Here is a 20,016-nt window from a genome sequence, read left to right on the forward strand (position 1 = left end):
AACGCCGCTACTGCGGGACGGCTTCGCGTGCGCTCATGCCCTCCCGCGATCCAAGTGCCCTTCGTGCCTGTGCAAGCTCATAGCTCGCCTGCATTCGCATCCAGTGATCCGCCGTGCCCCAGCCGAGGGCTTCCAGCGCAAGCGCCATGTTCGCCGACACGCCTGCCGTCTCGGTCACGTTCCAGCCAGGTACCTGCCGGTGTACGCGCGGAGCCGAGCGGTCGGATCGAGTGCACGGCTTTGCCTCGGCCCCTTGAGCGTCACAACGGGCATGGTCGCCGCGGCCCGCCTGCGCAACGGCGCGAGATCTCGAACGATCATGGGAGTGTCGGTGCCCCTGTGTCGGCCTATGCCAATTGAAAGTGTGATTTTCAATTGGCATAAGCTTTCACAGGGACTTCCAGCAACAACCCCCAGGCAACCTCGCGTCGCGCTCCCTCGTGGTCCCCCGGGTTGTCGGGTGGAGCGGCGATCCGGCTTCGACCACGCGGCGGTCGACGACGCGTCGAAGCTCCCCTGAGGGGAGGTGCTGCCCTCCGCGCCCGGCTGGACTGCTACAACCTCATCCGGCGGCACACGGGCGCGGCACACGGGCATTGGACGCCGTACTCCCTTCACTAGCGGCGGCCGCCGGCAATGCGGGCGGCTTCGGGGCGTCGCCGCAGCGCCAGCATGCTCCAGGTGCCGAGGGCGGGGCCGATCACGAGCGGGGCGAACGCCCACCCCCAGCCGAGGGCCGATTCCCACACCGGGATGAGGCGGATCGTGGCGACCGTGAGCAGGAAGCCGACCGCGGTCTGCAGCGTGAGCGCCGTGCCGATGTACTCGGGTTCGGCGAGTTCGCTGACGCAGGCGGAGAACTGCGCGGAGTCGGCGACGATCGCGAACCCCCACACGAGACAGACCGCCGCGATGGCCCAGGCGGGGCCGCCGAAGAGGGGCCCGATGGCCAGACAGCAGGCGCCGCTGATCACCATGCTCCAGCTCGTCACGACCGTCCGCCCCAGGCGGTCCGCGAGCACGCCCGCCGCGGCGGCGCCGAGCCCCCCCGCGGCGATCGTCGCGAAGGCCAGGAACGAGGCGAGGGAAGGCGTCGTGCGCAGGCTCGCGTCCGCGGCGAAGCTCGCCGCGAGGAAGGCGGGAATCCAGGTCCACATGGCGTAGAGTTCCCACATGTGCCCGAAATAGCCGCCATTGGCGAGCATCGTCGCCCGGTCGGCGAAGATCCGCCGCACCGCGCGGGGATCGAAGGGCGCGGCCGGCGCCTGGTGGGGACCGGTGCGGAGGCTCGTCGCGGCGAGAACCGCGGCCACCACGGCGAGGGCCGAGGCCAGCAGGAGGACGGGCTGCCACGCGCCGATCCCTCCGAGCGGGCGCAGCAGGTGGGGCATCGCGCTCCCCACCGAAAGCGCGCCGATGAGGACCCCGATCGCCATCCCGCGCCCGGCCCGAAACCAGCCGGCGACGATCTTCATCCCCGGCGGGTAGACGCCCGCCAGCGCGACCCCGGTCACGAAACGCAGGACGAGTGCGGGGGCGAGGCTCTCGGCGAAGAGGGCGATCGCGGTCGTGGCGGCGGCCCCGAGGAGCGCCGATCCCGCCATCAGCCGGCGCGGGTCCCATATGTCCGAGAGCGTGAGCAGCGCCGAGAGGACCGCTCCCGTGGCGAACCCGAGCTGCACCGATGTGGTGAGCCAGGCCGCCCCCGAGTCGCCGAGCCCCCACGCGTCGCGCAACTCCGAAACGACCGCGCTGGCCGAGAACCAGAGCCCCATCGCGAGCAGTTCGACCAGCCCGAGGAGGGCGAGCTGCCGGTATCGCTGCGAGCCGGTGTCCCGGGAGCGCGGGGTCACGGGGCGTCGGCGGGTGACGTCGCCGCTAGGCCTCGCCTTAGCCCTCGCTGTCCGCGAACTGTCGCTGCAGACTCTGGACGACGGCGGGATCGGCGAGCGTCGTCGTGTCGCCCAGCGCCCGTCCCTCGGCCACGTCGCGCAGGAGGCGGCGCATGATCTTCCCGCTCCGCGTCTTGGGCAGTTCGGCCGCGAAGATGAGGTCCGCCGGCCGCGCGATGGCGCCGATCTGCGTCGCCACGTGCGCCCGCAACTCCTGCCGTAATTCCTCGGACGTCTGTACGCCCTCGACCACGCTCACGAACGCCGCCACCGCCTGCCCCTTGATCTCGTCCGAACGCCCCACGACGGCGGCCTCCGCCACGGCGCCGTGGTCCACGAGCGCCGACTCCACCTCCATGGTGCCGATCCGGTGCCCCGCCACGTTCAGCACGTCGTCGACCCGCCCCATGATCCAGTAGTAGCCGTCCTCGTCGACGCGCGCTCCGTCGCCCGGGAAGTAGATGTCGGGCCACTTCGACCAGTAGGTCTCGCGGTAGCGCGCCTCGTCGCCCCAGATCCCCCGAAGCATCCCTGGCCACGGCGAGGTGATCGCGAGATAGCCGCTCTCCGCCGGGTTCCCCGCCTCATCGAGGATCGCCGCCTCGATGCCGGGGAAGGGGACCGTCGCCGTGCCCGGTTTCGTGGTGATCGCCCCGGGCAGCGGCGTGATCATGATCCCGCCCGTCTCCGTCTGCCACCAGGTATCCACGATCGGGCACCGCCCGCCGCCGATGTGGCGGTCGTACCAGATCCATGCCTCCGGGTTGATCGGTTCGCCCACCGTCCCCAGCAGGCGCAGCTTCGAGAGGTCGTAGCCCGCCGGCCAGTGGTCGCCCCAGCGCATGAAGGCGCGGATGGCCGTGGGCGCCGTGTAGAACACAGTCACCCCGTAGTTCTCGCACAGCGCCCAGAAGCGGCCTCGGTCCGGCCAGTCCGGCGAACCCTCGTACATGAGCACGGTGGCCCCGTTGGAGAGGGGTCCGTAGACGATGTAGGAGTGGCCCGTCACCCACCCCACGTCGGCGGTACACCAGTAGATGTCCTCCTCCTTGAGGTCGAACACCCACTTCGCGGTCGCGGTCACCTGCGTCATGTATCCGCCCGTCGTGTGCATGACCCCCTTCGGTTTCCCCGTCGTCCCCGAGGTGTAGAGGATGTAGAGGAGGTCCTCCGAATCCATGCGCTCGGGCGGGCACTCGGACGACGCGCGCGAGATCAGGTCGTGATACCAGTGGTCGCGCCCCGAGGTCATCTCACAGGACGGTGTTTCCACCTGATCCCCGTGCGGCGCCTCCTTCGGGTCGGTCACGGCCGAGCGCTCGACAACGACCACGCCCGTGACGTAGTCGAGACCCTCGATTGCCTGATCGGTGCTCGCCTTGAGCGGGATGATGCCGCCGCGGCGATATCCCCCATCCGCCGTGATCACGCAGCGGGCCCCGGCATCCTCGATCCGGTCCCGAAGCGACTGCGGAGAAAAGCCGCCGAACACGACCGAGTGCGGCGCGCCGATCCGCGCGCAGGCGAGCATCGCGATCGCGGCTTCGGGGATCATGGGCAGGTAGATCGCGACGCGGTCGCCCTTCTCGACGCCGAGCCCCTTCAGGGCGTTGGCGAAGCAGCACACTTCCTCGTGGAGTTCACGGTAGGTGTAGCGCCGCACATCCCCGGGCTCGCCCTCCCAGATCAGGGCGTGCGCGGAGCCCCGCGTCTCGAGGTGGCGGTCGAGGCAGTTGTGCGCGGCGTTGAGGGCGCCGCCCACGAACCACTTCGAGAACGGCGGATCCCACTCCAGCACCCTGGCCCACGGGGCGAACCAGTCGAGTTCCCGCGCCCACGCCTCCCAGTACGCCTCACGGTCGCGCGCGGCGTCATCGTAGGGACCGCGATCTGCCACATGCGCGGACTCGACGAAGCCGGCCGGGGGTTCGAAGGTTCGCTTCTCGTCCAGCAGGACGTCGATTTCCCGGTGCTGTTCTGTCATGGAAACGCTCGGGTCGGCGGGAGGGGTTACGGGGCGCGCTTGTCACGGCGCCGCTCGAGCCGCCATTTGGCGACCCGGTCCGGAGCCTGCCGGCGTGACATTAGACGACCTGCGGCGAGGCACGCAAGAAACGCCGCGCCCCCGCACGACAGAAGACGGATTCCCATGACCGACGGCACCCTGCAACTGATTCTGATCATCGTGGGAGGGCTCGTGGCCCTGCTCGCGCTCGCGTTCGGAATCTGGATCGGGCTCGGGTCTCCGGGGCTGTACGGCAGGTACGAGCAGACCGGCAGCGCCCCGCGCGAATCCCCCTGGCGGTGGTTGCTGGCCGGTCGTCGACGGGCCCGCTCGAGTCGGTTCGACGCCGTGCTGCGGGATGAGGAAGAGGACGGGGGGCCGGACGTCGCCTCGGATCGGTCGAAACCGGACTTCAGCCGCGGACGACGCTTCCGCCGCTAGTTCCCGCCGGTCTCGTCGTCGGGGGCGCCTCATCTCCGGCGTCCGCGAACTCCCACGTGCAGTCGTCATCGCCCCGGGCCTCGCAGCGGAAGTGGATGATATCGTTTCCCGCCGCGCGGTATTCGTCGAGAATCTCGTGAATCAGGCCCGCCAGGAGCGCGCAGCCGCTGCCGCCCGGCGTGGTGTGCGCCGGGAGCCCCCCCTCGATCACGAGCGCGGCGTTCCCGTGCTCGACTCGAACCGGAGAGTCCGGGCACAGGCGGCGCGCGATCTTCCCCGCCAGCCCCCACGCTTGCCGGCGTCGGAGCCCGAGGGGCAGGAGCCGAGTGGCGATCTGGCGACCGAGCCCCCGATCGTCCAGGCTGTCGCGCCCGATCCGATGCCCTGCGGCGTCGAAGATCACCGCCGCATCGGGGCGGCGCGCGAGCAGCGTGAAGATGCTCGCAACCTCGTCTGCGCTCACGTCGCCACGGTTGGCTTCGTAGCGGCGGATCTGGTTCAGGACGACGCTCGACAGCCCCAGCCTCTGGCGGAGATTGAGGGACAGATGCGAGACGGCCAGATCCTCGGGGTCGTCGGGCATGTCCAGCTCATGCAGGGCGACGAGCATGGCGAGAGGAATCTGCACGGGGACGCCGCCCGTGAACCGGGTGTCTTGTGGGGAACCGAAGTCGGGAGGCATATAGGAGGGAGGCTACGGCAGGGTATTCGGGCGAGCAAGCTGCGTCCCGGACTGCCGCCACCGACCGCAGGACAGCCCCGGGAGGCACCATGAGAGCACCAGTTACGCAGGAAACGACGCACGCCCTGCTCCGAATCGTCGCCGGTCTCATGCTATGGCAGCACGGTGCCCAAAAGCTCTTCGGCATGTTCGGAAGTACCGCGGTCGAATCCTGGTTCGCGTGGCCGCGCGGCGTCGCCGGCATCATCGAGTTCTTCCTGCCGATCCTCATCATCCTCGGGATCCGGACGCGTTGGGTCGCCTTCATCCTCACGGGACACTTCGCCGTGGTCTACTGGTGGCGCCACTTCTTCGCTGGCGGTGTGGAGTTCGTGCCGATCGTAAACGGCGGGGAACTGGCCATCCTCTACTGCGCCATCTTCCTCTTCCTGTGGACGACCGGCGGCGGGAAGTGGAACCTCGACCACATGATCCCGGGACCCGGCAGGGAAGACTAGCACCGGCAGGCGTACGTTGTTCGGCCGTCGCTTCGGCCCCACATTGTGCGGCCGGACGGCGGCTTCCGCAGGGTGCCGCCGTCTCGTGCATCCCCCCGGCGTGACCCTCCGTCTCGCCGGGGACCGCTAACGGACGGAGCGGACCCGCGAGCCATGTACGACCCCGGAGCCGTCGAAGCACGGTGGCAGGCGTGGTGGGAGGAGAACGGGACGAACGAGCCCGACCTCGATGCCGCCGAGCGCCCGTTCTTCAACCTCATGATGTACCCCTACCCGTCGGCGGAGGGGCTTCACGTCGGCAACCTCTACGCCTTCACCGGCGCGGACATCTACGGACGCTTCCGCCGGCTGCGGGGCGACGACGTGTTCGAACCCATCGGGTACGACGCGTTCGGGATCCACTCCGAGAACCACGCGCTCAAGGTGGATGCGCACCCGATGGAACTCATCCCCTCGAACATCCGCAACTTCGAGCGGATGCTGCGGGCGGCGGGGCTCATGACCGACTGGTCGCGCACCGTCGATACGACGGATTCCCGCTACTACAGGTGGACGCAGTGGATCTTCGTCCAGCTGTTCAAGGCGGGCCTGGCGGAGAAGAAGGAAGCGGCCGTCAACTGGTGCCCGAAGGACCAAACGGTCCTCGCCAACGAACAGGTGATCGGCGGGCTGTGCGAACGCTGCGACGCGGCGGTCGAGCAGCGCATGCTGAGCCAGTGGTTCTTCCGGATCACGGATTACGCGCAGCGGCTGCTCGACAACCTCGAGTGGATCGATTGGTCCGAGACGACGAAGACGGCGCAGCGCAACTGGATCGGGCGCTCGGAAGGGGCGCGGCTGCACTTCCCGCTCTCGGGCGCCGCGGGCGCCGGAGACGCTGCGGGAGGGAGCGGGGACCGGATCGAGGTGTTCACGACCCGGCCCGACACGCTCTTCGGCGCCACGTTCATGGTGCTGGCGCCCGAACACCCGCTCGTCGAGCGTCTGACGACGGACGAGCGGCGCGCCGAGGTGGAGGCGTATGCGCGCGCCGCTGCGGCCATCGACCTCGTGGAGCGGCAGAAGGCGGACGAGCGCGAGAAGACCGGCGTCTTCACCGGCGGCTACGCGCGGAACCCGGCCACCGGCGAGGACGTTCCGGTGTGGGTCGCCGACTACGTGCTCATGGACTACGGGACCGGCGCGATCATGGCCGTGCCCGGACACGACCAGCGCGACTTCGACTTCGCGCGGCAGTTCGGGCTCTCGATCGTCCAGGTCGTCTGCTCCCGCGCGGCCCTCCCCGAGAGCGCGGACCCGCGGGAGGTTCCGGGAGACGGCGGGGAGTCCGCGTTCCTGGAGCACACGCCCGACGAGATCCTCATCAACTCCGGCCGTTTCAGCGGCATGGAGGCGGACGCGGGAGGGCGCGCGATCACCGAGCGGCTGGCGGAGCGCGGCCTCGGGGCGCCCGAGGTCAACTACCGGCTGCACGACTGGTGCATCTCGCGCCAGCGCTACTGGGGGCCGCCGATCCCCATCATATACTGCGACGCCTGCGGTCCGCAGGCGGTGCCGGAGGAGGACCTGCCCGTCGTCCTCCCCTTCGTCGAGGACTTCCGTCCCACGGCGACCGGCGTGAGTCCGCTCGCCCGCGACGATGCGTTCCATACCACGACGTGCCCGGCCTGCGGGGCGAATGCGCGTCGGGAGACGGACGTTTCCGACACTTTCCTCGACTCGGGCTGGTACTTCCTGCGCTATCCCTCGACCGAGTTCGACGACCGGCCGTTCGACGCGGCGCGCACGCGGAAGTGGCTGCCCGTGAACAGCTACATCGGGGGCGAGGAGCACTCCGTCCTGCACCTCCTCTACTCCCGCTTCCTCACCATGGTGCTGAGCGACCTCGGGCACCTCGAGTTCGAGGAACCCTACGACCGCTTCCGCAAGCACGGGCTGCTCATCAGGGAGGGCGCCAAGATCTCGAAGTCGCGCGGGAACGTCATCCTGCCCGACGAATACATCGAACGCTTCGGCGCGGACGCGTTCCGCATGTACCTGATGTTCCTCGGGCCCTTCCAGCGTGGCGGCGACTTCCGCGACAGCGGCCTCGCGGGTCCGGATCGGTTCCTGAAGAAGGCGTGGGACAGCGTGACGGCCGCGGTCGAATCGGGGCGGACGGGGTTCGACGCCCCGGGCGTGGAGCGGGCGCTGCACGCCACCGTGAAGCAGGTCTCGGAGGACCTCGAGGGGCTGAGCTACAACACGGCGATCGCGGCGATGATGGATTACCTGAACACGCTGCGGTTCGGAGGGCGCACCGCCTCGATCGACGAGGTGCGGCCGCTCGTCATTTTGCTCGCGCCGGTGGCCCCGCACATGGCCGAGGAGCTATGGGCGCGCCTCGGAGAGGAGTCGAGCATCTTCGATCACGCCGAGTGGCCGGCGTGGGACGAGAGCAAGCTCGTGGTCGACGAGGTGGAACTTCCGGTACAGGTGAACGGAAAGCTGCGGGCGACGATCCGCGTCGCCCGCGGCGCCCCGGAGGCTGTCGTGCGCGAGGCGGCGCTGGCCGAGGCGAACGTCATCCGGCGGCTCGACGGGGCGGAGATCCGCAAAGTGATCCACATCCCGGACCGCATGCTGAACCTCGTGATCTCGTAGTTCGGCGACCGCCGGGACGGCGGGTGGCCGTCACCACTCGACGGAACCCTCCTCGTCCGTGTCGATGCGGGCCGGGGTCCCCCCTTCGCCGAAGAGGAAGATCCGCAGGTTCCTGTAGAGGAACTCGCGTGCCGCCGCTTCGTGGAGCTTCAAGCCGTAGTGGTTGATGAGGAGCATCTGCCGCTCCTTCCACTCCTCCCAGCAGGACGTACAGATTTCGGCCACGATCCGTGTCCCCAGCTCACCCGGGAAGGGGTTGCGGCCGATCCTCCCCTGGTCGTCGCGGTCGCAGCGCGTGCAAACGAATGACTCCGTCATCCCGGACCTTCCGTCAGGCGGGTGAGGGCCTCCCACGGGTCGCCGCTCGACGCCTCCCGCATAAGCGTCTCGACGGAGGGGACCAGTTCGCCGCGGGCCGTGTAGACGCGCTCGAAATCGTCCAGCCTCGTGTAGTACAGCAGGCGCGACAGGATCCACGCGTTGTCGAGACCGGCGGGATCCATCGAACCGTACTGCCCCGCGCGGAGTCGTGGCCGGTACTCGGTCTCGAAGCGGCGCGCGGCCTCCTCGAAGACCTCCCGTTTGGCGACCCGCTTCGCGTCATCCGGCAGTTCGGAGGCGTACACTTCCTCGAGCGGCTCGAGAATCGAGTGGAAGAAGTGACCGAACACCCTCGTGTCGTCCCAGCGCAACCGCGCCCGCTCGCAGGCGCTCCCGTCCCGCACCGCCTCGCAGAAGAACTCGATCGCGCCGCGGTGCCCCACGAAGTTGGCGAAGCTCTCGTTGAAGTCCGCCTGGCCCGTGGGGAAGTAGGTGCTGTGCGTGATCTCGTGGATCACCGTCTCGACGAGCCCGAGACTGTCGAGGCGCAGCGTGGTCGACATGATGGGGTCGGGGAACCAGCCCAGCGTCGAGAAGGCGGACACCGCGCGCACGGACACGTCGTATCCCTCGGCGGCGAGCCCGGCGGCCTCCGCGCGGGCGTCGTCGAAGTCGAAGTAGCCCTTGTAGGGAAGGTGGCCCACGATCGGGAACCACCACGTCTTCCACCGCAGTTCGAATTCGGGCGCGGCGAGCACGTTCAGGACCAGCGTGTCCCGGTGCAGCTGGGTGAACGACTCGTAACTCGCGCCCGCGCGCAGGCCGAGGTCGCGTTCGGCGAAGTCCCGCGCGTCGAGCACGAGCCGCAGCTTGTCGCGGGTCTCCAGGGCCATGGTCGTGTCGTGGATCACGGCCCGGATCGGACGCCGGGCCGAGAGGATGCGGGCCTCCTCCCAGCCGGCCCGGAGCACATAGGCCGGCGAGCAGCCGCCCGCGCAGAGCAGGAGGAGCGCCGCGAGCGCGCGGATGCCCGTGGTCATGCGCACCGGACGTAGTGGAGATGCGCGCTCACGTCGTCGCGGCGGTAGTTCCGGCGCGGACCGTCCGCATCGCTCCGGTAGCGGCGGTAGGGCCGGTGGAAGAACCGATACGTGTCGGGCAGCCCTCGTTCGCGCAGCGCGCGCTCGATCCCGGCCCGGTCGAGCAGCCCCTCGTCGTAGTAGCTGAACAGGATGTGTCGTGTATCGGCGGCCTCCAGCACCTCGCGCAGCGCCCCCGGAGCCCGGTGCTTCCGGCACCAGTCCGACCGCGACTCCTCGTCGGGGATGAGACCCGTCTTCCCGCGGATCTCGGGCGGCGGGGTCCAGCCGAGCGCGAGGAGTTCCGGAATGTGATAATACCCCGGGTATTGCCGACTGTTGTACGGAGGGTCGAGATACACGAGATCGACGGGACCGATGGTTGCGAGGCGTCGGGCGGCGGGGCCCCGGAACGCGCTGCACGCTCCGGCTCCGTTCTTGCGTGGCGTCGGTTTGAGCGGACGCAGTTCGAGCGGGCGCAGGGCGTTGGGCTGCATCGTCTTGACGAACGAGGCGTACACGCCGGTCGTGTTGGCGACGCGGTCGGCGGCTTCGATGAGCGTCGCGATGAGCAGTTGCGCCTCGGCCCGCGCGAGGCGGGACTCGCGGGTCCAGCGCTCGATCGTCGTCCGGATGCCGTCGATCTTCCGGCCGTTCTCGCGCGAGAAATACATGCGGCCGTGCGCGCGGCCGGCCGCGCCCTGGAGGGTGTAGTGCTCCGAGAGAAACCCGCAGCCATCGGATCCCGCCCGCTCGTCGCGCTCCGCGAGCCAAGCGAGGAGCGTGCCGTAGCCGATGTGCTCCTCCCCGGTCCCGTTCCGGGCCGCTGGGGGGAGGAGCGAGGCGGGGAATCGCGGGGCCCGGTCGAGTTCGACGCGCGCCACCTGCAGCGCGTAGGAGGCCGCCATCAGGTCGCCGGAGTGGACCTCCCAGCCGGCTTCCTTGAGCGCCATCGAGACGCTGGCGGTCCCGGCGAACGGGTCGCACGCGACCCCGGGCGCCCGCTGGATGCGGCGCACATGCTGCATGAGGAAGGGGATGAGTTTCGTCTTGTTCCCGAGATATCGCACGCGGGAGAATATAAGGCCCTGATGCGGGCGAAAAGTTCGGACACGGCGGCGTGAACGCGGGAGCCCGGCTCTCGGGAGCGGCGGCGGGGACGGCGCCGGCGGCGGAGGCGCTGCTCCGGCGGGTGCGGCCGGACATCGGGCGGGCGCTGGCGGGCCGCCGCCGGGCCGCCGCGGAGTTGGCCGCGTGGGGGCGCCGAAGGGAGCCCGGGCCGCTGGTGTGGCTCCACGGCGCCTCGGCCGGCGAGCTGCTCGGCGCTGCGCAGGCCATCCGCACCCTCCGGGCGCGCGGTGCCGACCGCTCCGGCCGCCGCGCGCAGCTCCTCGCGACGCATTCCTCGCCGTCCGGCCGTGGGGCGCTCCCGTGGCTGGACGCGGACCACGCCGCGTATCCGCCGCTCGACCGGAGACGGGACTGCGACGCGGTGCTGGCCGCGCTGCGGCCCGGGCTGCTCGTGTTCGCGAAGCTGGACGTGTGGCCCGGCCTCGCCGCCGCCGCAGCGCGGGCGGGGGTGCCGACCGCGCTCATCAACGGCACGGTGCGGCCGCGGAGCCGGCGGTCCGGGGCGGTGGCGCGGCGCCTGTTCCGCCCATCCTACGCAGGACTGGCAGCGGTGGGCGCCGCGAGCCCGGAGGACGCCCGGCGGCTCGTGGCGCTCGGCGTCCGCGCCGAACGGTTGGGAGTGACGGGGGACGCGGCGTTCGACCTGGCCCTCGAGCGGGCGGACCGGGCTCGCGCGGACGGCTCCGAGGCGGCCTTCCGGGCCGCGCTCCGCGACCCGGGCGAGGGGACGCTGCGCCTCATCGCCGGTTCGACGTGGCCGGCCGACGAGCGGGCGTTGCTCGACGGCCTCGCGGCCGCGCGGCGCGCGGGGGGGCCGGTCTGGCAGTTGGTGATCGGGCCGCACGAGCCGACCGCCGCGCACATCGACGAGCTGGTCGCCTCGTGCGCGGCCCGCGGGCAGCGCGCGGTCCGCTGGAGCCGGCTCGGCGAATCCGCCGGGACGCCGGTCGGCTCGGTCATCGTGTTCGACGAGGTCGGGCGGCTGGCGGAACTGTACGCGGCGGGCGATGCGGCCTGGGTCGGCGGCGGCCTCGGGGGCACGGGGCTCCACAACGTGCTCGAGCCCGCCGCCGCCGGGCTGCCCGTCCTCTTCGGCCCGCGGCACGACCGGGCCGACGCGCTGGCCCTCGAAGCGGCCGGCGGCGGGCACGGCTCTCCGCCCGGCGCGCTCGCCGACACCCTGTCCAGGCTGGCCGACCCGCGGCTCCGCGAGCACCTGGGCCGGGCCGCCCGCGCCTTCGTCGAGGCCGGGGCCGGCGCCGCCACCCGCACGGCGGACCTGCTCTCCTCCCTCTGGCCCGGCTAGCGCCGCGCGCCGGACCCCGCCCCTGGCGGTCAGCTCTCGAGCATCGAGCGTTTCGGTCCGAACACGAACCAGAGCACGGGGCCCACGATCGGGCACAGGAAGATCACCGTCACCCAGAGGACCTTCTCCCGCCCCGGCGCCTCCGAGAGGACGATCAACCACGTGGCCCAGAGGTTCAGGGCGACGAGCAGGACCGCGAGCAGCCAGCGCGGATCCAGCCCGGCAGCCCACTCGAGGGCCGCGTTCATGCGGCCGCCGTCGGTTTCCGGAACTGGAGCCGGTGCAGTTGCGCATAGAGGCCGCCCCGGTCGAGCAGCGTGTCATGCGTGCCGGACTCGGTGATCCGCCCCTGATGGAGGACGAGAATCCGGTCGGCCCCCCGGATCGTCGACAACCGGTGCGCGATCACGAGGCTCGTCCGCCCTCGCATGAGGCGCTCGAGCGCCGTCTGGATCTCCGCCTCGATCTCCGAGTCCACCGAACTCGTGGCTTCGTCGAGCAGCAGGATGGGCGGATCCCCCGCCAGGGCGCGGGCGAAGGAGACGAGTTGCCGCTCGCCGACCGAGAGGTTGCCGCCCCGCTCGCTGAGAGGTTCGTCGTACTTCTTCGGGAGCCGCGCGAGGTGCCGGTCGACGCCCACCTGTCGCGCCGCCTCGCGGATCTCGTCAGCGCCGATCCCCTCCCGGTCGAGCGCGATGTTGTCCGCCGCGGTTCCCGAGAACAGATAGACATCCTGCAGCACGAGACCCATCCGGTGCCGCAGGTCGGCGAGCCGGATGTCGCGGATGTCCACGCCATCCAGCGTGATGCGTCCCCGCTGCGGCTCGTAGAAGCGCATGAGGAGGCTGAACAGCGTCGTCTTGCCGGCCCCGGTGGCGCCGACCACCGCCAGCCGCTGGCCCGGTTCCGCCACGAAATTGATCCCGCGCAGCACCCATCCGTCGTCGGGCGCGTCCTCGTCGAGCCGCCCCTCGGCCCCCTCCCAAGCCGCCGCGTTCGCCAGCGCGGGCGTCGTAATGCCCGCCGCGTCCTCCTCCGGCGAGAGATACCGGAACCACACGTCCTCGAACTCGATGCGGCCCCTCACCGCCGCCGGAAGTTCGACCGGCCGCCGCGGGTCCTCGATCCCCGGGGCCTCGTCCAGCAGCCGGAAGATCCGCTCCGAACTCGCCATCGCCCCCTGAAGGATGTTGTACTTCTCCGACAGATCCTGGATGGGGCGGAAGAACCGTCTCGCGTACTGCAGGAAAGCGGCGATGACCCCGATCGTCAGCGTTCCCTCCAGGGCCTGGTTGCCGCCGTACCAGATGATCAGCGCCAGCGCGACCGAGGCGAGCACTTCGATGACCGGAAAGAAGAGCGCGTAGTAGGTGATGGACCGGAGGTGCGCCTCGAGGTGGTCGTCGTTGATCTCGCGGAACCACCGCGCGGTCATCGTCTCCTGCCGGAAGAGTTGCACGACCCGCACGCCCGTGATGCGCTCCTGCAGATAGGCGTTGATGCGCGCGAGCCGGACCCGGATGTCGCGGTAGGCCTCGCGGACCCTCCTGCGGAAGATCCAGGCGGCCACGAACACGAGCGGGAGCACGGAGAACGTCACGAGGGCGAGCCGCCAGTCCATGACCAGCAGCGCCACCATGATGAAGCCGACGGTGAACACGTCCCCGAAGATCGTCACGACCCCCGACGTGAACATCTCGTTCAGGACCTCGACGTCGCTCGTGAGCCGGGTCATCAGCCGTCCGACCGGGTTCCGGTCGTAGTAGGCGAGCCGGAGGCGCTGGAGATGACGGAAGATCTCCTGCCGGAGATCGAGCATCACATTCTGGCCGATCCATGTGGTGAGGATCGTGCGCCCGTACTCGAGTACGCCGGAGAGGAGGAGCGAGATGAAGAAGAGGATCGCGAGATTGCGGAGCGCGCCGAAGTCACGGCGCGGGATGGCCCCGTCGATGACCTCCATCGTCAGCCAGGGCCCGACCAGCGCCAGACCGGAGGCCGCGATGAGCATGACGACGGCGATCGCGACCCTGAGCCGGTAGGGCCTGAGGTAGGCGAGCAACCGCCTCATCAGGCGGGCGTCGTACGCCTTGCCGAGCGCTTCTTCTTCCTGGAGCGGGCCGTCGGGCGTCTGCATGCCCCATAGTACCGACTCGTCCACTCGCTTCCAATCAGGTTGGCGCGGGTCCGCGCCGCCGGCCATCATCCTCGTATGACCGACCGGATCCGGGTCCGAGGCGCCCGGCAGCACAACCTCAAGGGCGTCGACATCGACATCGAGCGCGGGGCCCTCACGGTCCTCACGGGGCCCTCCGGCTCGGGAAAATCGAGCCTCGCCTTCGACACGATCTACGCGGAGGGGCAGCGCCGGTACATCGAGTCGCTCTCCACCTACGCGAAGCAGTTCCTCGAGCGGATGCCCAAGCCGGCCGTCGATCTCGTCGAGGGCGTGAGCCCTTCCGTCGCCATCGACCAGAGCAACCGGGTGCAGTCGAGCCGCTCGACGGTGGGGACGATCACGGAGGTGTACGACTACCTGAGGCTGCTGTGGGCGCGCGTCGGCACGACGGTCTGTCCCGGCTGCGCCCGTCCCGTCGTCCCCGATACGGTGACCTCGGCCACCGACGCGCTCCTCGCCCTCGGGCCCGGGGTCCGGCTCGCGATCGCCTTCCCGCTCGCCCGGCACGAGCGCGGGACGGGCGCCTGGGCCGTGGAGAGCCTGCGGGCGCGGGGCTATGTGCGCGTGCTGGCCGATGCCGTCGAGTTCTACCTGCCGGACATCGACCTCGAGTCGGAGACGGGCGCCGCCGCGGTTCGAACCCTCGCTCGGGCCAGCGACTTCCTGGTCGTGGTGGACCGCGTGTCGGCCGGGGAGGCGGACCGGGAGCGCATGGCGGATTCGCTCGCCGCCGCCTTCGCCGAGGGCGGGGGGGCCGCCCTGGCGCTCGCCTACGCGCCCGGCTCCGTTTCCCCCGAACGACATCTGTTCGAGGAGTCCCACCGGTGCGCGGCGTGTGGTGACACCTTCCCGCGCCCGACGCCCGCCCTGTTCAGCTTCAACAGCCCGGCCGGCGCGTGCGACACCTGCACGGGGTTCGGCGCCGTGCTCGAGTACGCCCCCGAGTTGATCGTCCCCGACCCTCGGCGATCGCTCGACGCGGGGGCCCTGGATCCGTGGGCGAAGCCTCGCTACACGCGAGAGCGGAGCCGACTGCGCGAGTTCGCGAGATCGGTCGGGCTGGATGGTTCGGCGCCGTGGGAGACGCTGCCCGCGGAGGCGCGAAGCGTGTTGCTGGAGGGCGGACGATACGCCGGAGAACGGTTCCGGGGCGTGATCCCCTTCCTTCGCTCGAAGGAGAACAAACGCTACAAAGCGTACATCCGCGTCTTTCTGCGCCAGTATCAGCTTCCTGAGCGGTGTCCCGGCTGCGGGGGAGCGCGGCTGAAGGCGGAGGCGCTCAACGTCCGTGTAGCCGGGCGCCATATCGCCGATCTCGCGGGACGGACGGTGGCGGAGATCCGCCGCTGGCTGTCGGGAGACCTCGACCTCCCCCCGTTCGGGCGGCGGGCGGCGGAGACGATCCTGTGGGAACTCGAGCACCGGATCTCGTTCCTGGCCGAGGTCGGGCTGGGGTATCTGACGCTGGATCGGCAGGCCCGCTCCCTGTCGGGCGGCGAGATGCAGAGGATCCGGCTCGCGAGCTGTCTCGGCAGCCGGCTCGTGAACACGCTCTACGTCCTCGATGAGCCGACGATCGGGCTCCACCCGCACGACATCGAGGCGTTCACGGGCGTACTCGAACGGCTCGCGGGCCGCGACAACACCGTGCTCGTCGTGGAACACGAACCTGCGGTGCTCGAACGGGCGGACCGGATCGTGGAACTGGGCCCGAGGGCGGGCGAGCAGGGCGGCGAGATCGTGTTCGAGGGCGCGTGGGAGAGCCTCCTCGCCGCGGAGACCGGCACCGGGCGTGCGCTGGCGCGACGAGCCATGGCGCCCCGAACCGCCAGTCGGAGTCGGGTGTCGCGGCCGGCCCGGCGTCGCGGCCGACGCCCGGAGCCGGGCGCGGAACTCGTGCTGCGCGGGGCGCGGCTGCACAACGTGCGGGGCATCGACGTGACGATCCCCCTCGGTTCGCTCACGCTCGTGACCGGCGTCTCCGGGTCCGGCAAGTCGACGCTCGTCCAGGGAGTGCTCTTCCACGCGCTGGAGCGGGAGGTGACCGACCGGTCCTCGGCCAAGCCACACCTCGGCGAGCCGGCGGGTTCCTGGGAGAGGCTCGAGGGGGCCGAACTGCTCGACGATGTCGTCCTCGTCGACCAGCGGCCGATCGGACGCACGCCGCGCTCCAACCCGGCCACCTACATCGGGGCCTTCACGCCCCTCCGCAACGCGTACGCGGCCACGCCCGAGGCGCGCGCCCGCGGGTACGAAGCGGGCTACTTCTCCTTCAACCGGGCGGGCGGACGGTGCGAACGGTGCAAGGGGGCGGGCGAGGAGACGGTGGAGATGGTCTTCCTCGCCGACGTCTCCGTGCCCTGCGAGGCGTGCGGAGGCTCGCGGTACCGCGCGGAGGTACTCGAAGTCGAGATCCGCGGCCGCTCGATCCGCGACGCCCTCGACATGACGGTCGACGAGGCGATCCGCTTCTTCATCCGCAACGACCGCCTCGGGGCCCGGCTGTGGCACCTGCAGCGGGTGGGCCTCGGCTATCTCCGGCTGGGCCAGCCGGCGACGACGCTCTCCGGGGGCGAGGCGCAGCGGTTGAAGATCGCACGGGAACTCGCGCGGCGGGGAAGGGCGGGCCGGCGACTCTACATCCTCGACGAGCCCACCGTGGGCCTCGGCGTCGCCGAGGTCGGCACGCTGACCTCGGTCCTCCGGGAACTCGTGAGCGAGGGCCACACGGTGGTCGTGGTCGAGCACAACCTCGACGTGATCGCCGACGCGGACTGGGTCATCGACATGGGGCCCGGGCCGGCGGACGACGGAGGGCGGGTCGTGGCGGCGGGTCCGCCCCCGGCGATCGCCGCGGTCGAGGCGTCCCGCACGGGGGCCTTCCTGAGCGCCCGCGCGCGCCGGCTCGAGCGAGACGCCGTCGTGGCCGGCCCGGCCGAGTCGGCGTGAGCGCCGCCGCCGAGCCGCGCGTCTCGGTCCTCCTGCCGTGCCGGGACGCGGAGCCGTTCCTGCCCGAGTGCATCGCGAGTCTCCGGGTGCAGTCCGAGCGGCGCTTCGAGGTGCTCGCGCTCGACGATGGGTCGCGGGATGGCACGGGCGCGCTCCTGCACGCCTGGGCCGGGCGCGATTCCCGCGTGCGGCTCGTCGACCGCGCCGGCACGGGCATCGTCGCCGCGCTGCGCCGGCTGGCCCGCGCGGCGCGGGCGCCGCTCATCGCGCGCATGGACGCGGACGACATCGCGCGGCCCGGGCGGCTGGCCGCGCAACTCCGACTCCTGGCCGACCGCCCCCACATCGCCGCCTGCGGTACGGGCGTTCGGTATTTCCCGCGCCCTGCGGCCGGCTCGGGGTACCGCCGCTACGAAGCCTGGCTCAACGGCCTGACCGATGCCGCGTCCGTCGAGCGAGATCTGTTCGTGGAATGTCCCATCGCGCATCCCACCCTGATGGTGCGGCGCACCGCCTTCGAAGCGGCCGGCGGCTATCGCGAGACCGGGGGACCGGAGGACTACGACCTCATCCTCCGACTGGCCGCCGCGGGTTACGGACTCGCGAACGTGCCGGAGGTTCTGCACGAGTGGCGCCTTGGCGCCCACCGGCTGTCGGAGCGGTCCGCCCGATACGGCCCCGACGCCTTTCGTCACCTGAAGGTGTCCTTCCTGGCCGCTCGCCTGCCTCCGGACCGGCCTCTCCTGATCTGGGGCGCCGGCCGCGTGGGCAAGGCGTTCGCCCGCGCCTGGCGGGAAGAAGGCGGGAGGTTCGCCGCGTTCGTGGACCTGGATCCCCGGAAGATCGGGCAGACCATCCACGGGGCCCCCGTGATCCGGCCGGACGATCTGCCCGCGTTCCCGGAGACGCCCGCCCGGCCATACGTACTGCTCGCGGTGGGGACGCCGGGAGCGCGCCGCGACATCCGGCAGGCGCTCGACGTCATGGGATTTGAGGAGATCGAGGACTATCGCGCCGTGGCGTGACCGTCCAGCAGTTCCCACTGCACCCCGTCGAATTCCCGCATCAGGTCGGCCCCGTAGGCGGACGACGGCGTCTGATAGCCTGCCCGGACGTCACCCGCCACCGCGCGTGCCGCGATGGCAACGGCGGTAGTCGCGGTGAACCCGTAGGGGTCGGGCGTGCGGAGGCGCGCCGCGCTGCGTCGCCCCTCGGCGTCCTCGATCTCGGCCACGAGGATCGCATAGCTCCCGCGGCGCTCCGATTCGCTCGGCCCCTCGGGGGCGAGGTCGACCAGGCGGTTCAGCAGGCGCTGTGACATGCGCCGCGAGAGCAGCGGCCCGAACCTGCGGCTGATCCGCGTCATGCGCCGGAAGCCGCGGCTCGCCTGGCCATAGCTCTCGATATTCGCGATCCCGGTCGACCGCCACGCGGTCGAGACGTCGCCCAGGACGCTCACCAGCGCGGCAGCGGGGGCCGTTCCGAAGTCGAACTCGTGCCGCAGCTGGCCGGGCCGGACCCTCGTGATCGCGCCGTTGCGCCGGATGCGAAGGTTGTCGGCGCCCTCGAGGATCGTGCGGGCGGTACCCCGCGACACACGGCTACGGGTCGCGAGGCCGAGCCTCACACGGCGACCCCCGGGATGTCGCGCGGCCAGATCCGCGATCAGGCAGTCGCTCGGGACGACATCGAACCCGACCCCCGGCAGGAGCATGACTCCCGCCTCGCGCGCCGCCGCATCGCGGGCCGCGAGCGCCTCGAACACATCGATTTCCCCGGTGATGTCGAGATAGTGGACGCCCACCTTCAGGCAGGCCTCACACATCGGGAGGGCCGTGCGCGAGAACGGACCGGCGCAATGGAGGACGACGGCCACATCCCCCAGGGCCGCGGCGAGCGGCGCCGGGTCATCCAGCCCGAAGACCCGTGTCTCCAGGCCGAACGTCCGCGCCGCGGCGGCCAGCCTGGAGGGATCCCGTCCAGCCAGGACGGGCCGCAATCCGGAGCGTATCGCTTCGGCCGTGACGAGCCGTCCCGTATAGCCGGTGGCGCCGTAGATCAACAGCTTCGATGGATGCATGGCAGCTTCCCTGTACGCGGGTCGGCGCATACTAATCGATGCGAACCCGAACCGCCCCGTAACCCGGACGTACGCCATGCGACTCCTGCTCGTCAGCGATCTGCACACCGATCTCGAGGCGGCGGCCGCCATCGTCGCGAGGGCGCCCGACTTCGACGCCGTCGTGGGGGCGGGCGACTTCGCCGTGAAGCGACGCGGCCTGCGGAAGATCATCCCGGTCCTCGCCGCGATCGAAACCCCGACCATCCTCGTCCCCGGAAACGGCGAATCCGTCGAGGAACTAGCCGGCGCGTGCGCCGGCTGGCCCGCCGCGCACGTGCTTCACGGGGACGGCGTGGAGCTTGGCGGGATCCCCTTCTTCGGGCTCGGCGGGGGCGTGCCCGTGACCCCGTTCGGCGCCTGGAGCTACGACTTCACCGAGGACGAGGCGAGCGGCCTCCTCGCGGACTGCCCCCCCGGCGCCGTGCTCGTGACGCACTCCCCTCCGCTCGGCCACGCGGACGTCGATCGCGCGGGGCGTCACATCGGCAGCCTCGCGGTGCTCGAGGCGGTCGAGCGAACGCGCCCGCGGCTGGTCGTGTGCGGGCACATCCACGACTCCTGGGGCGTCCGGTCCCGGGTCGGCGACACGCCCATCGCGAACGTCGGCCCCCGGGGGACCGGGTGGCCCCTCGAGTGAGAGGATCGCCCTCCCGCGAACCGGCCCCCGGCGCCTGCGGGAACGGCGCGCGGAGAGTCGCGCAGAGGGTCGCGCGGAGAGTCGCGAGAAGCCCCGGAAACCCGTAAGTTGTACGGGCTTTCCGAGCGTGGC

General features: G+C 71.0%; 16 protein-coding genes. 7 read left to right on the top strand and 9 right to left on the bottom strand.

Annotated elements, in window-relative coordinates; all coding sequences use genetic code 11:
• Nucleotides 1–617: 617 nt before the first annotated feature.
• Together ACOQPP_RS17650 and acs are read right to left on the bottom strand one after the other, a co-directional pair.
• Complete coding sequence (locus tag ACOQPP_RS17650; RefSeq protein ID WP_419167463.1) at nt 618–1,853, bottom strand: MFS transporter; 1,236 nt, start codon at nt 1,851–1,853, stop codon at nt 618–620.
• A 37-nt stretch (nt 1,854–1,890) separates the two neighbouring features.
• On the bottom strand, nt 1,891–3,876 hold the full coding sequence (gene acs, locus ACOQPP_RS17655; protein WP_420637108.1) for an acetate--CoA ligase: 1,986 nt from the start codon (nt 3,874–3,876) through the stop codon (nt 1,891–1,893).
• 165 nt (nt 3,877–4,041) lie between these two features.
• Between acs and ACOQPP_RS17660 the strand changes: the two genes are divergently transcribed.
• Nucleotides 4,042–4,338 (top strand): hypothetical protein, encoded by a 297-nt coding sequence (locus ACOQPP_RS17660; RefSeq protein ID WP_419167461.1) that lies wholly within the window; start codon nt 4,042–4,044, stop codon nt 4,336–4,338.
• Here ACOQPP_RS17660 and ACOQPP_RS17665 read toward each other — a convergent pair.
• The gene (locus ACOQPP_RS17665) at nt 4,310–4,966 is read right to left on the bottom strand and encodes a hypothetical protein (RefSeq protein WP_419167460.1); all 657 of its coding nucleotides are present in this window, start codon (nt 4,964–4,966) and stop codon (nt 4,310–4,312) included. The genes ACOQPP_RS17660 and ACOQPP_RS17665 overlap by 29 nt on opposite strands.
• A 143-nt stretch (nt 4,967–5,109) precedes the next feature.
• On the opposite strand from ACOQPP_RS17665, the gene ACOQPP_RS17670 reads away from it, so the two are divergent.
• Both ACOQPP_RS17670 and leuS read left to right on the top strand, forming a co-directional pair.
• Nucleotides 5,110–5,517 carry a DoxX family protein gene (locus ACOQPP_RS17670; RefSeq protein WP_419167459.1) on the top strand — a complete coding sequence of 136 codons (408 nt, stop codon included), beginning with the start codon at nt 5,110–5,112 and terminating at the stop codon, nt 5,515–5,517.
• Nucleotides 5,518–5,670: 153 nt separating this feature from the next.
• Nucleotides 5,671–8,160, top strand: coding sequence for a leucine--tRNA ligase (gene leuS / locus ACOQPP_RS17675; protein ID WP_419167458.1), 2,490 nt, complete (start codon nt 5,671–5,673; stop codon nt 8,158–8,160).
• A gap of 30 nt (nt 8,161–8,190) precedes the next feature.
• Here leuS and ACOQPP_RS17680 read toward each other — a convergent pair whose 3' ends face one another.
• Genes ACOQPP_RS17680 through ACOQPP_RS17690 form a run of 3 tightly spaced genes read right to left on the bottom strand, consistent with a single transcriptional unit; the run spans nt 8,191 to nt 10,630 of the window.
• The gene (locus ACOQPP_RS17680; RefSeq protein WP_419167457.1) at nt 8,191–8,478 is read right to left on the bottom strand and encodes a Fe(2+)-trafficking protein; all 288 of its coding nucleotides are present in this window, start codon (nt 8,476–8,478) and stop codon (nt 8,191–8,193) included.
• A complete protein-coding gene (locus ACOQPP_RS17685) occupies nt 8,475–9,521 on the bottom strand; it encodes an aminopeptidase (RefSeq protein WP_419167456.1) in 1,047 nt (348 codons plus the stop codon). The genes ACOQPP_RS17680 and ACOQPP_RS17685 overlap by 4 nt, the downstream gene beginning before the upstream one ends.
• Entirely contained in the window at nt 9,518–10,630 is a 1,113-nt protein-coding gene (locus tag ACOQPP_RS17690; protein WP_419167455.1) for a DNA adenine methylase, read from the bottom strand. Before ACOQPP_RS17690 ends, ACOQPP_RS17685 begins: the two co-directional genes overlap by 4 nt.
• A gap of 50 nt (nt 10,631–10,680) precedes the next feature.
• Between ACOQPP_RS17690 and ACOQPP_RS17695 the strand changes: the two genes are divergently transcribed.
• Entirely contained in the window at nt 10,681–11,997 is a 1,317-nt protein-coding gene (locus tag ACOQPP_RS17695) for a 3-deoxy-D-manno-octulosonic acid transferase (protein ID WP_419167454.1), read from the top strand.
• 29 nt (nt 11,998–12,026) lie between these two features.
• Here ACOQPP_RS17695 and ACOQPP_RS17700 read toward each other — a convergent pair whose 3' ends face one another.
• Both ACOQPP_RS17700 and ACOQPP_RS17705 read right to left on the bottom strand, forming a co-directional pair.
• Nucleotides 12,027–12,245, bottom strand: a complete 219-nt coding sequence (locus tag ACOQPP_RS17700; protein ID WP_419167453.1) for a PLD nuclease N-terminal domain-containing protein — start codon at nt 12,243–12,245, stop codon at nt 12,027–12,029.
• The gene (locus tag ACOQPP_RS17705; RefSeq protein ID WP_419167452.1) at nt 12,242–14,158 is read right to left on the bottom strand and encodes an ABC transporter ATP-binding protein; all 1,917 of its coding nucleotides are present in this window, start codon (nt 14,156–14,158) and stop codon (nt 12,242–12,244) included. Before ACOQPP_RS17705 ends, ACOQPP_RS17700 begins: the two co-directional genes overlap by 4 nt.
• A 51-nt stretch (nt 14,159–14,209) precedes the next feature.
• On the opposite strand from ACOQPP_RS17705, the gene uvrA reads away from it, so the two are divergent.
• Entirely contained in the window at nt 14,210–17,125 is a 2,916-nt protein-coding gene (uvrA, locus tag ACOQPP_RS17710) for an excinuclease ABC subunit UvrA (protein WP_419167451.1), read from the top strand.
• Nucleotides 17,122–18,150, top strand: coding sequence for a glycosyltransferase (locus tag ACOQPP_RS17715; RefSeq protein ID WP_419167450.1), 1,029 nt, complete (start codon nt 17,122–17,124; stop codon nt 18,148–18,150). The genes uvrA and ACOQPP_RS17715 overlap by 4 nt, the downstream gene beginning before the upstream one ends.
• Here the strand turns inward: ACOQPP_RS17715 and ACOQPP_RS17720 are convergent.
• On the bottom strand, nt 18,132–19,205 hold the full coding sequence (locus ACOQPP_RS17720) for a saccharopine dehydrogenase family protein (protein WP_419167449.1): 1,074 nt from the start codon (nt 19,203–19,205) through the stop codon (nt 18,132–18,134). The two genes, ACOQPP_RS17715 and ACOQPP_RS17720, sit on opposite strands and share 19 nt — an antisense overlap.
• A gap of 76 nt (nt 19,206–19,281) precedes the next feature.
• Here ACOQPP_RS17720 and ACOQPP_RS17725 point away from each other — a divergent pair, with 76 nt between their 5' ends.
• Nucleotides 19,282–19,884 (top strand): metallophosphoesterase family protein, encoded by a 603-nt coding sequence (locus ACOQPP_RS17725; protein WP_419167448.1) that lies wholly within the window; start codon nt 19,282–19,284, stop codon nt 19,882–19,884.
• The last annotated feature ends 132 nt before the right edge of the window (nt 19,885–20,016 follow it).

The sequence above is a fragment of the Candidatus Palauibacter sp. genome (genome assembly GCF_965222475.1).
Classification (GTDB): domain Bacteria; phylum Gemmatimonadota; class Gemmatimonadetes; order Palauibacterales; family Palauibacteraceae; genus Palauibacter.

What these genes read in the sequence shown, in the direction of transcription:
- acs (WP_420637108.1), bottom strand. Translation starts at nt 3,876, where the DNA reads ATGACAGAACAGCACCGGGAAATCGACGTCCTGCTGGACGAGAAGCGA.
- ACOQPP_RS17700 (WP_419167453.1), bottom strand. Translation starts at nt 12,245, where the DNA reads ATGAACGCGGCCCTCGAGTGGGCTGCCGGGCTGGATCCGCGCTGGCTG.
- ACOQPP_RS17720 (WP_419167449.1), bottom strand. Translation starts at nt 19,205, where the DNA reads ATGCATCCATCGAAGCTGTTGATCTACGGCGCCACCGGCTATACGGGA.
- uvrA (WP_419167451.1), top strand. Translation starts at nt 14,210, where the DNA reads ATGACCGACCGGATCCGGGTCCGAGGCGCCCGGCAGCACAACCTCAAG.
- ACOQPP_RS17725 (WP_419167448.1), top strand. Translation starts at nt 19,282, where the DNA reads ATGCGACTCCTGCTCGTCAGCGATCTGCACACCGATCTCGAGGCGGCG.
- ACOQPP_RS17685 (WP_419167456.1), bottom strand. Translation starts at nt 9,521, where the DNA reads ATGACCACGGGCATCCGCGCGCTCGCGGCGCTCCTCCTGCTCTGCGCG.
- ACOQPP_RS17660 (WP_419167461.1), top strand. Translation starts at nt 4,042, where the DNA reads ATGACCGACGGCACCCTGCAACTGATTCTGATCATCGTGGGAGGGCTC.
- ACOQPP_RS17670 (WP_419167459.1), top strand. Translation starts at nt 5,110, where the DNA reads ATGAGAGCACCAGTTACGCAGGAAACGACGCACGCCCTGCTCCGAATC.
- ACOQPP_RS17680 (WP_419167457.1), bottom strand. Translation starts at nt 8,478, where the DNA reads ATGACGGAGTCATTCGTTTGCACGCGCTGCGACCGCGACGACCAGGGG.
- leuS (WP_419167458.1), top strand. Translation starts at nt 5,671, where the DNA reads ATGTACGACCCCGGAGCCGTCGAAGCACGGTGGCAGGCGTGGTGGGAG.